Raw genomic sequence first — 13,173 nt, forward strand, 5'->3', positions numbered from 1 at the left:
ACACGACTTCGGCAATCAGTGCAGAGGACTACGAGAACTGACACCCGTCCCAAAGATCTTGTGCGAGTCCTTTGAGTTTCGGGACGGGTTTCGGGACAGTGGGGGAAGTTGCCCGCGACGAAAGGGATTGATCAGATGGGCCCCAACGCGATCCGCGTCGGCTACGCCCGGATCTCCACCCGCGCCCAGGACCATGCGGCGCAGCTGGAGCTGCTGAACGCGGCTGACTGCCGCGAGATCGTCGAGGAGACCATCTCCACCCGCCGCGCCGACCGGCCCAAGCTCACCAAGGCCTTGGACAGCATGAAGCCTGGCGACACGCTGGTCATCACCAAGCCCGACCGGGTCGCCCGCAGCGTGAAGGAGCTGCTGGTCTTCCTCGAGGACGAGCTGGCCCCGCGCGGCGTCAACCTGCACATCCTGACCGGCATCTGCGCCGGCATCCACAAGCCAAACGGGCGGAGCATCGCCGACAAGATGCTGTTCATGGTCGCTGCCATGGCCGCCGAGATGGAGCGGGACCTGATCCAGGAGCGAACCCTGGAAGGCCTGGACGCTGCTCGCGCCGCCGGCCGCGTCGCCGGCCGCCCGGTTAAGGTGACCGAGGACGTGCTCGCCATGGCCCGGGCCCGCCGAGCTCGGGGCCAGTCGGTCACACAGATCGCCCGGGAGCTCCGCGTCGGCCGTTCGACCCTGTATCGCGCCCTCGAAGACGACGAACCACCCGCCCCTGCACCAGGACAGGGCACGACACACATCGCTCCCCCGCCCGCCGAGACCCCTGCCCGTCAACCCGCCGGCGCGGCCGCCATCACGTCGACCACCACTGCGGCGCCAAGCTCGGTACGGCAACAGCCGAGCGAACCGGCGGCCGCCGACCGCCAAGTCCTCACCGAGATGCCCGGCGAAGTCCTCACTGAGCAGGGCACGTCAGCCGTCCCGGCAGCCTCCGAGCGACCCCAGACGGCTGCGGCGGGTGCGTCAGTGTCGGACCTGTACTTGGCGCGGCTTTACGGCGAGGACTTTCTCCTCCTGGTCGAGGGGGCACGGGCGGGATGGGTGCACGCCGCCCCCGGCGGCTGGCAGATCCACGACCGTGACGGGCGGCTCGTCACCACCCTGCCCGCCGACGACGCGCACGGGCGCGACGTGCTGCTCGCCACCCGGCACGCGGCGGCCGCGCTGGGCATCCCCGGCGCCGAGCACGCGGTGGTGACGGTCGGCCCGCTCCACGACGACCGCGGCAGAACCATCGACACCTCGCCGGCGGGCCTGGCGTCCTGGAGCCTGCTCAAAGGCCGCGTGCCCGGCCGCACCGACGTCATCGTGCGCAGCCGCTGCGTCGGCTGGCTCCAGCGAGACGATCGCGGCCGTGACGTCGCCTGCACGACAGACGGCCCAGTGCCCGGATCGGCCAGCACTAACCGCGTGCAGGCCGTGACCGCGCTGCTGGCCGCGCTTGTCGCCCCCGCGCCCCTGCCCGACCTCGGGCCCGAGGCCCGCACTCCCCGCAGGCCGCGCGCTCGCCCGCCGCGCGAGCGGCAGCCCCTTCCCCCCAGCGCAGCTGGACGCCGCCGCGCTCGCCGACAACCTGCCGCGCCTACCCGATGGCTCCTACCGCGTGCACATCCACGACGGCGACGACGACACCGAGCTCGGGCGTGTCTACCGCTCCGGCCGCCGCTGGCAGGCCCTCGCCCCCGACGGGCGCACCGTCGTGCACCGCGCCCACACCCGAACCGAGGCCGTCGACCAGCTGCTCGCCACCCCCGGCCCGCTCTTCGGCGACCCCGCCGACACGATCCTTCACGATCTATGAGACCCCGAACCGTACGGTCGACCCGGATGTTCTCTGAGGATCAGATGGAGCGGCTGCGCTCGTTTCCGGACATCGGCCGGGACGATCTGATCTGGTACCCGGGCCGGCCGATGTGGTTTTCCCCGGCAGCATGCGGCCCTCGGCCTGGCGACGCTGGGCGGCGGCGATGCCCTCGGCCTGCCGTTCGGCAGACAACCCCAGTTCGTACTCTGCAGCCGCGGCGAGGACCCCGAACATGAACCGGCCCTCCTCGGTGTCCAGGTCGAAGTTCTCGGTCAGGGACACGACCTTGACGCCGCGCTCGCGTAACTCGGACACCACGGTCAGTACGTGCGCGGCCGCGGCCTGAGCGCCGGTAACTATCGAGACTGAATCCAGGCCGTGCGCATCTCGCGGTGCCCCCTGGGGGTGGTTCCCGGCCGGCTGGGTTCTGCCGCGATGAGTGGGTCCTGGGCGGCGCCCGTCTCCCCGGCAGGCCGATCCTGCACCGCCGACGCCCCGTGTCCGCAACCCGGGCCCTGCCCTCATATCGCGGGCCTGCTGCCTTTGCGGGTGGGTGCCACTGCGCCGCCCGGGTTGCGGCCCCGGTTCTGGCGGTGCGGTCTCTGCCTTGCCGGGACGGGCCCGCCACCAGGCGGACTCTCGACCCCGGTCAGACCCCGCTACATCCGCTGGCGCCCGGAGAAGGGGCGCCAGGCCACGGGAGGCCGCACATGGACATCCAGATCAGCATCACCGGCCGGATCGCTTTCGAGCCTCGCTTCTTCCCGGTCTCCAACAACGCACCCGCCATGTGGGCGGCGACGCTGGAGGTCAACGGGCCGCCCACGCCCGGCCGCGGCGGATCCGCCTACATCCCGACCCGGCACGTTGAGGTGGTGACCTACGGGGTGGCGGCCATCCGCGCGAGCCAGTCGTACCGCAAGGGACACGTGATCGTGGTCCAGGGCTGTGACCTGATCGCCCGTAGCTACGACACCAAGGACCGTGCGAACAAGCCGATCGTGCGCGCCGTGATCAAGATCACCGCCACCGCGATCGGGCTGTGCTCGCGCTACGACGTGGTGTCCGAGGCCGAGACCGCTTGGCCACCGGCCGGCACCGCCTCCCCGCGGATGGTGCAGGGCGGTACGCCCACGACCACCGAGGTGCCCGCCGCCGCGGCCGCCTGACCCGCTGCTCCGGTCTGAGGGCGGTCTGCTCGCCGCTGCAGACGGCCCTCACCTTCGTCTTCCGCCGCCCGCGCACACGCCGTCGCACGCCCGACGCGCGCAACCGCCTCCGCGCTGCGTACGACGCGGGCGGCGGGACCTCTTCTGGCCTCGCCCCGCTTCGGAAGGAGCCACCACTCGCATGTCCATCACATCGGCGGTCAACGATCCCGCTACCACTCCCGAGCCCGCCCCTGGAGCCGTCGGCACCGCGCCGGCCGCCAGCATCAAACACGAACCTGATGTCGAACGTGAACCCGGTGTCGGTCTCGAGCCGCCCGAGAACTTTCGCCTGGCGAACATCCCGGTGCGTCACCTCGGTCACTTCCCCGACAACGTGCGCGAGGACTACCACCTCACCCAGAGCTTCTGCGCCTCACTCAAGTCCGAGCAGCAGGTCCCGGTGACCGTGATCCCCATCCCGGCCGACTACCAGCGCGGCGAGGGAGAAGAAGAGCACCTGTGGTGGGTGGTCAAGGGCAACCGGCGGCTGGCCGGCTCCCTCATGATCAACCTGCCGACGCTGCTGTGCCTGATCGACCTGACCAAGGCCGAAGACCGGGCGAGCCTGCTCGTCGACCAGGTCGTGGAGAACGACGATGAGTTCCGCCGCGGTCTGACCCCCTTCGAGCAATCCCGTGCCCTGTTCCTGGCCCACCAGCTGGGCGCCACCCGGACCGAAATCCGCAAGAAGACCGGCCGCACCCGCGAGGAGGTCGCCCAGGCCATCACCGCGGGCAAGCTTTCCGAGCCCACCCGCCGCAGCGCCCGGGCCATGGAGTACACCTGGACGCTCGACGAACTGGCTCTGCTGGAGGAGTTCGACGGCGATGCAGAGGCGCTGACCCAGATCGATTCGCTCATCTCCCGTTGGGGGCACTCCGGCCGGCACGCCATCGAACGCGTGCGCAGAGATCGGCAGGAGGCGGCCGCGCACGCTCAGGCCCTGGCCGACCTTGAGGCGGCCGGCATCCCCGTGACCGAGGATGAGCCGCCCGGCGCCGTCCGGCTGAGCCGCCTGGCCAGCAGAGTGGAGGGATTCGACCCCGAGCAGCACACCGACTGCCCCGGACGCGGGGCGTTCTTCTACTCCTGGCGGCAGGAGCAGGCGGAGCTGTACTGCAGCACTCCCGAACGGCACGGCTACGCCCCGCCCCCGACCATCACGCTGCCCGCCACCAAGGCGAAGGATGACGGCCCCTCCCGCAAGATCGTCGTGCAGGGGAACCGGGCATGGATGGCGGCCGCCACGGTCCGCCAGGAGTGGCTGGCCGGATTTCTGGCCCGCAAGAGCGCACCGAAGCCGGTCCAGCGATTCGTCACCCGGATACTCAATGCCATGCCGCAGGCGCTGCGCGACGAGCTCGGCCGCGTCAAGCACACGACGCTGTACACCAAGCTCGGCGGGCCCGCCGACCTGGACGCCGCCCTGGCGTCCGCCTCACCCGGCAGGCTGGCGATGCTCCAGCTCCTGCCGATCGCTGCCGCGTTCGAGCACCAGATGAGCGAGGCCTCAGCCGAGTGCAAGAACACCTGGCGGGAGGGCCGCTACAGCCCCTGCTCGACCAGCGATGCCGCGCTGTGGCTGCGTTTTGTGGTCCAGGAGCTGGGGCCGGAGCTCGCGGACAAGGCGTACGACCCGGCGCCCATCGAGCGGGCGCTGATCGAGGGCACCGCCTACCGCGGTGACACCCCCGAGGAGGACAGCATCTCCCCCGACCCGCAGGAAGAGGCGGAGCCTCCGGCTGACCCGGCCGGCGACGAGCCTGACGAGCGCGAAGCTCTGGCCGAAGACGCCGAGGCCGAGGATGCCGGAGAGGGCGGCGGCGACGATGCGGGCAGCATCGCCGACGTGCTGGACGAGTCCGCACACGACACCTTCCTGGGGCGGGACCCGTCCGAGCCGGGCGTCGAGGTCCCGGCCTACTTCGGCGCCGCCGAGGAGTCGGCTACCGACCCGATGGCGGCCTGATGCCCTTCCCCTGGTCCTGCCTGTCCGCCGTCGCACCCCGGGACGCCCTCGTCCCGGGGTGCGACTCGTTCACCGAGGTGCACGCATGGCACCGTCCGAATACCTGCTCAAGATCGTGGAACGCCTCGACACCCAGCATGCCGAGGACGGCCACACCGACTGCCGCAAGTGCCTGCCCAACCCCGACAGCGGCCACCAGCCGACCTGGACGATCCATCGGCTGGCCCGCTGCTCCGGCGGCTGCGGCTGCGTCGTCCAGCTGGACCACATCGGCGCCGTCCACGACTCCAGCGGCGCCGGCGACTGGGCGGGCACCTACACCAGCCCCAGCCAGATCGGCGACCCGGCGCTGCGCCGCTTTGCCGAGGCCTTGCTGGCCGGTCATCCGCGGCCGCCGTACCCGCCGGCCCAGCGCGCCGCCGGGTGAGGACCGGCAGCCCACGGCGATTCCGCCGGAATCGCCGAGCCGCCCTCGAATTCCCCGTTTGTGTCCCATCACCTCATCGAAGGATCTGACATGACCGCTCCAGAAACCGAGCCGGTGTTGACCCCGGCCGAGGTGGCGACGATGTTCCGCGTCGACCCCAAGACCGTCACCCGCTGGGCCCAGGCCGGCAAGCTCACCTCGATTCGCACCCTCGGCGGCCACCGCCGCTACCGCGAGACCGAGGTGCGCTCGCTGCTGGCCGGCACCGACTCGGCGGGCCAGTGACCATGGGGGCGCGCGGATTCGTCGGCTTCGTCGCCGACAAGGTCGAGAAGATCTCCTACACCCACGACGACTCCTACCCGGCCGGTGTCGGCCTGGGCGTGCTGGCGTGGCTGCGCACCGCCATGCAGGCACCGCAGGTGCTCCGGCAGCGGGTCGCCGCCGTGCGGGTGGTCAGCCCGGACAGCTCGCCCACGCAGGACGACATCGAGCGGCTGGGCACGTACACCGACACGTTGTCCTCCACCGCACCAGGCCGTCACTGGTGGGAGCTGCTCTGGCGGACCCAGGGTGAGCCGGAGGCGATCCTGGAGGCGGGCGTCATCGTGGATGCCGGCGACTTGCCCGCCAACTCGCACTGCGAGTGGGGGTACGTGGTCGACCTCGACAGCATGGTCTTCGAGGTGTACCGGGGCCAGCAGCCCCAGCCGCACAACCGCGGCCGCTTCGTGACGGAAAACGGCCCGCGCGATCACTGTCCGGCGGCCCTGGTCACCGGCTGGCCGCTGGACCAGCTGCCGAACGAGGAGGAGTTCCTGGACGCCCTGTCCGCCGCCTCGTGACGGCCAGCACGCTCCTCCCCTTCGCTGACGTTTCACCGGCCACCGGCCGCAGCGAGCCCCTGCTCCGAGCTCGGGCATCGCCCCACGGTCTTTGTTTTCCGGCCCCGGCCGCCTGCCAGGCGGCCGGGGCCTCCGCATCCCTGTCGTATCCCTGCCGTCCTGAAAAGGGGTCTTTGGCATGTCCTCCGCATCCCCGGTCGCGCTGACCACCCGCAACGCTCGCCTAGAGGACCTGGTGGACCTGCTGCGCCACCAGCAGGCACACAAGGTCGACGTCGTGGTCCACAGCGACCAGATCCGCGCCGTCGGCACCCGGCTGCAGCTCGTCGGCACCCAGCCGCTGCTGTCACCGAACGGCGTCACCAGCACCGCCGGCCTGTACCTGCCGACGCAGGTGTGCGACCAGGGCCTGGCCGGAAAGCTGGGCATCCCGCAGCAGTACCTGCGCCGCCTGCGCGCCGAGAAGCCGGCCCTGTACGACGCCAACGTCAACGGCTGGATGGAGACCGCCGGCCGCCGTTTCCTGCTGCGTGGCCTGCACACCGGCGGCGGCGAAGGCATCGCCCGGGCGTTCTTGAGTGACAGCTACCGCATCATCGACAACCTCGATGTGCTGACGGCCGCGCTGAAAGGCGTGCACCAGGCCGGCGTCGAGGTCCAGATCGACGGCTGCGACCTGACCGAGCGCCGCATGTACGTGCGGGTGGTGTGCGAGCAGGTCCGCGCCCTGGCCCCCGACCTGCTGCGCGACTACCGCAGTCCGGTCACCGGCGCTGCTGGTGCCGACAACCCGATCGTGTTCGCCGGGTTCCTGCTGTCCAACAGCGAGACCGGCTGCGGAGCCTTCACGCTCATCCCCCGCCTGGTCGTCCAGGTCTGCCGCAACGGCATGACCATCACCGCCGACGCACCACGGCATGTGCACCTCGGCGCACGCATGGAGGAAGGCGTCGTGCGCTGGAGCGACGACACCGCCAAGAAGAACCTGGAGCTGATCACCGCCCAGACCCGCGACGCGGTGACCACCTTCCTGGACATCGACTACGTCCGGGCCAAGCTGCAGGAGCTGACCGGCCTGGCCCGCACTCAGATCGCCGACCCCAGCCGGACCATCGAGCTGGTGGCCAAGAAGTTGACCTTCGGCGAAGAGCACCAGGAGCAGATCCTCGCCCACTTCATCAAGGGAGCCGACCTGACGGCGGGCGGCGTCATGCACGCCATCACCAGCGTCGCCCAGACGCTGCCCAACGCCGACACGGCGTATGAGATGGAGAGCCAGGCGCTGCGCGCGATGCAGCTGGCCGCCACCGGCCGCTGACCCCGCCCCGCCCGTCCTCGCCACCGGGGCGCGGCCCGGCCGCCCCGCCAGGCCGCACTCTTTTCGCATTCCCCCTTGTCCCCCCGTTCCAGAAAGGGAGGCGCTCGTGGTGTGCCTGTCCGACCTGCCCATCCCGGCCCCACGTCCCAGCTCGACCACGTCTCAGCCCTCAACAGCCTCGCCAACCGGCGGGCCCCTGTCTGACGTGCAGGCGCTCGAAGCCATCTACCACCGGCTGCTGAGCGACCACGGCGACTGGGGCGGCGACACCCTGCAGGCCATCAGCGACATCATGATCCTGACCGGCCGCAGCATCGTCGATGTCGAGGCGATCGAGGCGGAGATGATGGAAAGCAGCATCGGCTGGCCCATCGCCCGCGTCCACGCCGACCAGGTCACCGGCTACATCCACCAGGCGGTCGACGGCGGCATCGTCGTCGACCTCTACACCCGCGACCAGGACGCCGCCGACCGGCTGCGCGTCCTGGTCGACGGACAGCCGGTGTACGGCGCGCCGCTGCCCGAGCCCGTGGCTGCCGCGCGCCGGCCCCAGCCGCGATGAGCGCCCACGGCCGCCCGGCCCAATTGGACGAGGCGGACTACGCGCCGCAGCACGCCGTGGCCACCTCCCACGGCCGCTACTACGACGACCCGGCCCACCCCGGACGCCTGCTCGTATCGGTCACCAACGTGCTCAACCAGCTCGCCATCGACGCACTCCCGCCGGCAGCCGCCAAAGTCACTGCCGAATGGTTCGCCGAAAACCTGCCAGCAGCGATCCGTGCGGCCGCCGACCCCGACGAGCTGACCGAGTTCGTCCGCCAGGCCAAGGCCACCTACAAACAGGAGTGGGAGAAACGCCGCGAACTCGGCAGCCGCATCCACCGCCAAGCCCACGCCATCAACCTCGGTGGCGCGCCGATCGCCCCCGATCCTGACGCCGAGCCGTTCGTCGGCTCCTACCGCCAGTGGCTGGCCGACTTCGGGATCGACATCGACCGCGACGTCGCCGCCGCCGAGTGCACCATGCTGCACCGCGAGTTCGGCTACGCCGGCACCAGCGACCTGTGGGTCTGGTTGCGGTTCGACGCCCCGACCTCGCCGCTGGTGCCCCGCTACCGGCCGCACAAGGTGCCCGCCGACCCACTGCCTACCCCGTCCGGGCTGTGGCTGGTGGACATCAAGACGTCCCTCAAACACCCGGCCTCCACGGTGTGGGAGGACTACCCGCTGCAACTGGCCGCGCTGCGGCGGGCGCCGGTCGCGCTGGTCTGCCCGCCCGAGTGCCGATACGGCACAGCCGAGCACCACGACGCCAGCCATGAAGTCCCCACCCCGCGACTTCGCCGGCGCCGCGGTGCTCAACCTGCGCACCACCGGCTACGGGTTCATCCCGCTGCCCGCCGATGAGCAGGCGTTCGCCGCCTTCCGCGGGCTGCAGCCGGTCACCCACTACCTGCACACCCGCGACCTGCGCGGCTACAAGCCCATCCAGCCACCCACCAGAAAGGACGCCGCCTGATGCCGGTCGACCCCGCCGTCTTCGCGAGCATCCGCCGCCGGCAACGCGCCTACTGGCCCGACGGCCACATCCGCCTCGGCGACAGCGTGCCGGCCAAGAACGGCGGAGTGCGCCCGACGAAGCTGTTCACCTTCCGCTTCAGCTCACCCTCGAAGGCGATGATCGAGGCCGCCGCCGACCTGTACGGCGGCACCGTCGTCGAGATGACCCGCGGCATGGACAAGTGGCAGGTCATCACCGACGCCGAAGAGATCCCCGTGCTGCTGCCCCGCGCGCCGCTCACCCAGTGGCTGGAGCTCTGGGACGGCCCGTACTGTGTGCGCCGCTGCGACGGCGCCACGATCGAGCACAAGTCCAGCCGGCCATGCCTGTGCAAGGCCGAAGGCCACCTGCGCTGCACCGTCAAGACCCGACTGTCGGTGCTGCTGCAGGACGTGCCGAGCCTGGGCACCTGGCTGCTGGTCACCGAAGGGCTGAACGCCGCCGAGGACCTCCCCAACCGGGCCGCCATGATCGAGAAGATCGGCGACTACGTCGACGCCTGGCTGATGGTCACCAAAGGCAGCACCCTCGAGAACGGCAAGCCGGTGACCTTCCCCGTGCCTCGCCTACGCGTGGAGGGCATCTCCCCCCGCCAGGTGATGACCGGCACCGTCCCCGAGCGATCCGCCGTGGCCACCAGCAGCGCGCCCGAGCTCACCACCGACAACCACACCTCCGACTACATCGCCCAGGCCGTGGCCGCCACCTCACCCGAGCAGGTGCGCGCGATCTGGCGGCAGGCAAGCCAGGCCGGGCACCTCACCCAGCAGCTGCGCACTGTGCTCAACGCACTCGGCGCCGCCCTCAGCGCCGACCAAAAGCAAGTCCCGCACGGCGCCGGCGACCAGAACGACGCGCAGACCGCCTCCCAGCCGGTGAAGGCTCCCTCCTCCACACCGACCGACCCGATCAGCCACGCCGAAGAGGTGGGATAGGACGACGAGCAGGACGCCGAGTGGTGGCGGCAGCGCATCCTCACCCTGTGGCAGGGCGGCATGAGCGACCTGCACGAAGCCTTCTTCGACAAGACCACGACCACGATGCGGCGCGCCAGCCTCGCACAGCTGAAGGACTTCGCCGCCCTGTGCCAGCAGGTCCACGCCGACCCGGGCGCCGACGTCATGGACGCCGTCCTCGGCGACGAGGACCCCTCCGGCCCCACTCCACAAGAGTGATCAACCGCCCGTCAACGGGCCGTTCCCATCCCAGCCGTCCCCGGACCGCCAACGCGGAGTCCGGGGCTTTTCGTTCCTCGAGGAGAATCGATGATCGCTCACAGTCCTCCCGGTGAACTGGCCGTGCTCTACTACGACAGCATCGCCGGCGGCCGCAGCCGCAACGCCGACTACCTCCACATCTGCGACGGCGGCCCCTCGATGGCCCTTGCTGTTGCGGACGGCGAAGGCGACCATCCCGACGCCGCCGAGTGCGCACAGATCACCGCCCAGATCGCCGCCGCGGTGGCGTCCTCGACCGGCAACCCGGTCGAGGCGTTGCGCGCGGCCAAGCAGTACGTCGACGACCGCAATCACCCCGTCCCTCCCGGCCAGGAGGGCGTGAGCACCGCCACGGTCGTGGCCATCAACCGGTTCAGCGGCATCAGCCTGGCCTGGGCCGGGAACTCGCCCGTCTGGGGCATCACCCCGACCGGCGAGGTGGTGGGGCTGACCGTCCCGTCCTGCCACCCCACGACGACCCCGTGCAACGTCTCGCAGCGGCACAGCGGGCTGTGGCCGCACTCCCGCACCGTCGACATCGGGCATTTCGTCCGCCTGATCGTGGCCACCGACGGCCTGACCGGGCATCTGTCGCGCGATCGGCCCGACCACATGGCCGCGATGACCGACCGCTTGGCTGACCTAGCCGGCATCCACCAGGAAGGCGGATACGCGCTGGCACAGCTGCTCTGGCTGGCCGAAAGCTGTCGCGGCCGCGACAACATCACCGTCGCCGTCATCGACCTGCTTGACCACCACCGGGAGGGCAGTCAGCGATGAGGGCGCACGCCATGAACACACCCGCCACGACCGGCGGTGACCGCAGCCACGCCGGCCCCGTCTACCGGACGATCATGTTCGACGGGCTCGACGCATGAGCCCCCGCATTCCCAAGCGCATGGCCGGTTGCCCCGTCCACGGCGGCCTAGCCCTTCCGCAGGTGGCTGCCCGGCACACCAACGACCGGCGGCCGCCACTGTTCGGCATCAACCACCCCGGGCGCGTCAACAACCTGCTGGCCGGCAGAGGCTGCGGCGGCTGCGGTCAGCCGCTGTCGAGAAGAGCCGGCGGCAAGTACACGCTTCTGCTGCGGCCCGCGGACTTCACCCGCGGCTACTCCGCCGAGCCCGCGCTCCATCCCTCCGATTGCGCCCGGTACGCGATCGAGGCGTGCCCGCTGTTGAACGGCCGGATGACCAGCTACCGCAGCACGCGCCGCGACCTGGAGGCCGAACGCTGCGGCCAGCCGGACTGCGACTGCCGGCTATGGGCCAACTCCGACGACCACGAGGCGCGGGCAGGCGCGAGCGCGTCCCCGGTCTACGCCGCGGTGTTTCGGCAGGAGGACTACCGGCTGCGCTGGGGTGATGTGCGCGAGCACCGCGACGTGCTGCTCGGCGTCGCCCTGTCCGGCATCGAACCGCTGTCGATCCGGCTGGTCACCAAGGGTGACCCGTCGGTTTTGGACTTCACCCGCGCTCTGCTCATGAACCTTCCGCTGACCTGAAAGGGGCACCCTCACGATGAGCGTGACCGTCACCGACGTCATGACCTTCGTCAGCCAGGCCGACGAGGGCACCCTCGACCAGCTCATCCTCGCCATCCAACAGCGCCGCGAAGTCGTCAAGGCCATTGCGGCGGCCGCGCTCAAGGAGGGCGATGTCGTGGAGATTCACAGCATCAAGCCCGCCTACTTGAAGGGCATGCGAGGACGAATCGTCACCATCGAGACGATCCGAAAGACGCGCTGCGCAAGAGTCGCTCTCGACAACCCCTACGACCGCAGCACGGTACGGGCGAGAAGACGTCAAGACCCTACTGACGAGCCCCTGACCGTAGACGGCATTCCGCTGGTCTGCCTGCGCAAGACCGAGGAGTGAGATCCCTGGGGCGTCGAGATAGCGGCCCCATCCCATAACCCCACCCCCACAACCCTGCCTCGTCCCCCAGAGCCGGTCGCGCCTCGCGCGACCGGCTCTGTCCTTTCCACCCCCACCCCGAACCGACCTCGAATCCCAGGCAGGCGAATCGCATGACGACGACGGCCGCCACGGCCACGATCGCGACCTTGTCCGACATCCTCAAGGTCACCACCAGCGAGCTCGACAGCGCCCTTCAGCAGATGGGCTGGGCGGAAGAGGAGATAGCAGCCGCAGCAGAGCGGCACCCCGCTGCGGCGGACACGCTCTTTCACAGCTGGCCGCTGCTCAAGCCCACCCGCGTCCTCATCAGCACGGAGTTCGTCTACCGGGCGCACTGTCGCGAGCTGCTGGACCGGGTCACCGCCGGCCAGGACACCCGGCCCGGCACCGCAGCCGAAGCATGCTGCGCGTGCTGTCACGCCAGCCTCATCGCGCCGTTGACCTCCTACGCCGCCGGCCTCTACCTGCGCACCTGGGCGAAAGCGTTCCCCGACCAGGTGATGTTCGCTGACATGCACAAACACCACGAGGAGCTGGAAGGCCGCAGCATCGACGATCTCGCGACAGGTCTTCGGCGCAAACTCACGATCGAGGACCGCAAGCTCGGGACGATCGAATGCTCCGGCCGCCACCACGGCGAGCCCGTGCAGTGCCGATACGCGGGCCTCGGCCTCAGCGGCCTGCCGGGCGATGCTGGCAGGCGCCGCTCCATGACCGCTCGCCCCACCACACCAGCCGCCGCGCGGCCGAGCACGACCAAGCAGCGGCCGCCGCTCCCGGACCCGCTGTTCTAGCCATCCACCCTGGCAAGGAGTCCCGTCCCATGGACCTCGCCATCAATCACGTCCCGGTCGACGCCGTGGTGCTGGACGCCGGCC

16 protein-coding genes and 1 pseudogene are annotated in these 13,173 nt (G+C 70.5%); 16 read left to right on the forward strand and 1 reads right to left on the reverse strand.

The window, feature by feature from the left end; all coding sequences use genetic code 11:
* Positions 1-135: 135 nt before the first annotated feature.
* Positions 136-2,058 carry a recombinase family protein gene (locus tag Q9G87_RS50700; RefSeq protein ID WP_305923873.1) on the forward strand — a complete coding sequence of 641 codons (1,923 nt, stop codon included), beginning with the start codon at positions 136-138 and terminating at the stop codon, positions 2,056-2,058.
* Here the strand turns inward: Q9G87_RS50700 and Q9G87_RS61080 are convergent.
* Positions 2,024-2,347: pseudogene (locus Q9G87_RS61080) on the reverse strand (recombinase family protein); the annotation flags it as partial. The gene Q9G87_RS50700 and the pseudogene Q9G87_RS61080 overlap by 35 nt on opposite strands.
* 185 nt (positions 2,348-2,532) lie before the next feature.
* Here Q9G87_RS61080 and Q9G87_RS50705 point away from each other — a divergent pair.
* The 15 genes from Q9G87_RS50705 (at position 2,533) to Q9G87_RS50775 (ending at position 13,089) form a co-directional block, all read left to right on the forward strand.
* A complete protein-coding gene (locus Q9G87_RS50705) occupies positions 2,533-2,991 on the forward strand; it encodes a single-stranded DNA-binding protein (RefSeq protein WP_305923874.1) in 459 nt (152 codons plus the stop codon).
* Between the two features lie 181 nt (positions 2,992-3,172).
* On the forward strand, positions 3,173-5,002 hold the full coding sequence (locus Q9G87_RS50710) for a ParB/RepB/Spo0J family partition protein (protein ID WP_305923875.1): 1,830 nt from the start codon (positions 3,173-3,175) through the stop codon (positions 5,000-5,002).
* Positions 5,003-5,087: 85 nt separating this feature from the next.
* Entirely contained in the window at positions 5,088-5,429 is a 342-nt protein-coding gene (locus tag Q9G87_RS50715; protein WP_305923876.1) for a hypothetical protein, read from the forward strand.
* A gap of 90 nt (positions 5,430-5,519) precedes the next feature.
* Positions 5,520-5,714, forward strand: coding sequence for a BldC family transcriptional regulator (locus Q9G87_RS50720; RefSeq protein ID WP_305923877.1), 195 nt, complete (start codon positions 5,520-5,522; stop codon positions 5,712-5,714).
* Complete coding sequence (locus Q9G87_RS50725) at positions 5,711-6,274, forward strand: hypothetical protein (RefSeq protein WP_305923878.1); 564 nt, start codon at positions 5,711-5,713, stop codon at positions 6,272-6,274. The genes Q9G87_RS50720 and Q9G87_RS50725 overlap by 4 nt, the downstream gene beginning before the upstream one ends.
* A 178-nt stretch (positions 6,275-6,452) precedes the next feature.
* A complete protein-coding gene (locus Q9G87_RS50730; protein WP_305923879.1) occupies positions 6,453-7,592 on the forward strand; it encodes a DUF932 domain-containing protein in 1,140 nt (379 codons plus the stop codon).
* Positions 7,593-7,797: 205 nt separating this feature from the next.
* Positions 7,798-8,154, forward strand: coding sequence for a hypothetical protein (locus Q9G87_RS50735; RefSeq protein ID WP_305923880.1), 357 nt, complete (start codon positions 7,798-7,800; stop codon positions 8,152-8,154).
* Positions 8,151-9,002, forward strand: a complete 852-nt coding sequence (locus Q9G87_RS50740; protein WP_305923881.1) for a hypothetical protein — start codon at positions 8,151-8,153, stop codon at positions 9,000-9,002. Before Q9G87_RS50735 ends, Q9G87_RS50740 begins: the two co-directional genes overlap by 4 nt.
* Positions 8,914-9,114 (forward strand): hypothetical protein, encoded by a 201-nt coding sequence (locus Q9G87_RS50745; protein WP_305923882.1) that lies wholly within the window; start codon positions 8,914-8,916, stop codon positions 9,112-9,114. The genes Q9G87_RS50740 and Q9G87_RS50745 overlap by 89 nt, the downstream gene beginning before the upstream one ends.
* A complete protein-coding gene (locus Q9G87_RS50750) occupies positions 9,114-10,091 on the forward strand; it encodes a recombination directionality factor (protein WP_305923883.1) in 978 nt (325 codons plus the stop codon). Before Q9G87_RS50745 ends, Q9G87_RS50750 begins: the two co-directional genes overlap by 1 nt.
* Before the next feature lie 60 nt (positions 10,092-10,151).
* Entirely contained in the window at positions 10,152-10,331 is a 180-nt protein-coding gene (locus tag Q9G87_RS50755) for a hypothetical protein (RefSeq protein ID WP_305923884.1), read from the forward strand.
* A 90-nt stretch (positions 10,332-10,421) separates the two neighbouring features.
* Positions 10,422-11,153: a protein phosphatase 2C domain-containing protein gene (locus Q9G87_RS50760; RefSeq protein ID WP_305923885.1), complete on the forward strand. Its 732-nt coding sequence runs from the start codon at positions 10,422-10,424 to the stop codon at positions 11,151-11,153.
* A 94-nt stretch (positions 11,154-11,247) separates the two neighbouring features.
* A complete protein-coding gene (locus tag Q9G87_RS50765) occupies positions 11,248-11,880 on the forward strand; it encodes a hypothetical protein (RefSeq protein ID WP_305923886.1) in 633 nt (210 codons plus the stop codon).
* Between the two features lie 22 nt (positions 11,881-11,902).
* Positions 11,903-12,253 carry a hypothetical protein gene (locus tag Q9G87_RS50770; protein ID WP_305923887.1) on the forward strand — a complete coding sequence of 117 codons (351 nt, stop codon included), beginning with the start codon at positions 11,903-11,905 and terminating at the stop codon, positions 12,251-12,253.
* Positions 12,254-12,405: 152 nt separating this feature from the next.
* Positions 12,406-13,089, forward strand: a complete 684-nt coding sequence (locus Q9G87_RS50775; protein ID WP_305923888.1) for a hypothetical protein — start codon at positions 12,406-12,408, stop codon at positions 13,087-13,089.
* The last annotated feature ends 84 nt before the right edge of the window (positions 13,090-13,173 follow it).

The sequence above is a fragment of the Nonomuraea turcica genome (assembly GCF_030718205.1).
In the GTDB taxonomy this organism is placed as follows: Bacteria; Actinomycetota; Actinomycetes; order Streptosporangiales; family Streptosporangiaceae; genus Nonomuraea.

What these genes read in the sequence shown, in the direction of transcription:
- Q9G87_RS50700 (WP_305923873.1), top strand. Translation starts at nt 136, where the DNA reads ATGGGCCCCAACGCGATCCGCGTCGGCTACGCCCGGATCTCCACCCGC.
- Q9G87_RS50705 (WP_305923874.1), top strand. Translation starts at nt 2,533, where the DNA reads ATGGACATCCAGATCAGCATCACCGGCCGGATCGCTTTCGAGCCTCGC.
- Q9G87_RS50710 (WP_305923875.1), top strand. Translation starts at nt 3,173, where the DNA reads ATGTCCATCACATCGGCGGTCAACGATCCCGCTACCACTCCCGAGCCC.
- Q9G87_RS50715 (WP_305923876.1), top strand. Translation starts at nt 5,088, where the DNA reads ATGGCACCGTCCGAATACCTGCTCAAGATCGTGGAACGCCTCGACACC.
- Q9G87_RS50720 (WP_305923877.1), top strand. Translation starts at nt 5,520, where the DNA reads ATGACCGCTCCAGAAACCGAGCCGGTGTTGACCCCGGCCGAGGTGGCG.
- Q9G87_RS50730 (WP_305923879.1), top strand. Translation starts at nt 6,453, where the DNA reads ATGTCCTCCGCATCCCCGGTCGCGCTGACCACCCGCAACGCTCGCCTA.
- Q9G87_RS50740 (WP_305923881.1), top strand. Translation starts at nt 8,151, where the DNA reads ATGAGCGCCCACGGCCGCCCGGCCCAATTGGACGAGGCGGACTACGCG.
- Q9G87_RS50745 (WP_305923882.1), top strand. Translation starts at nt 8,914, where the DNA reads ATGAAGTCCCCACCCCGCGACTTCGCCGGCGCCGCGGTGCTCAACCTG.
- Q9G87_RS50750 (WP_305923883.1), top strand. Translation starts at nt 9,114, where the DNA reads ATGCCGGTCGACCCCGCCGTCTTCGCGAGCATCCGCCGCCGGCAACGC.
- Q9G87_RS50755 (WP_305923884.1), top strand. Translation starts at nt 10,152, where the DNA reads ATGAGCGACCTGCACGAAGCCTTCTTCGACAAGACCACGACCACGATG.
- Q9G87_RS50760 (WP_305923885.1), top strand. Translation starts at nt 10,422, where the DNA reads ATGATCGCTCACAGTCCTCCCGGTGAACTGGCCGTGCTCTACTACGAC.
- Q9G87_RS50765 (WP_305923886.1), top strand. Translation starts at nt 11,248, where the DNA reads ATGAGCCCCCGCATTCCCAAGCGCATGGCCGGTTGCCCCGTCCACGGC.
- Q9G87_RS50775 (WP_305923888.1), top strand. Translation starts at nt 12,406, where the DNA reads ATGACGACGACGGCCGCCACGGCCACGATCGCGACCTTGTCCGACATC.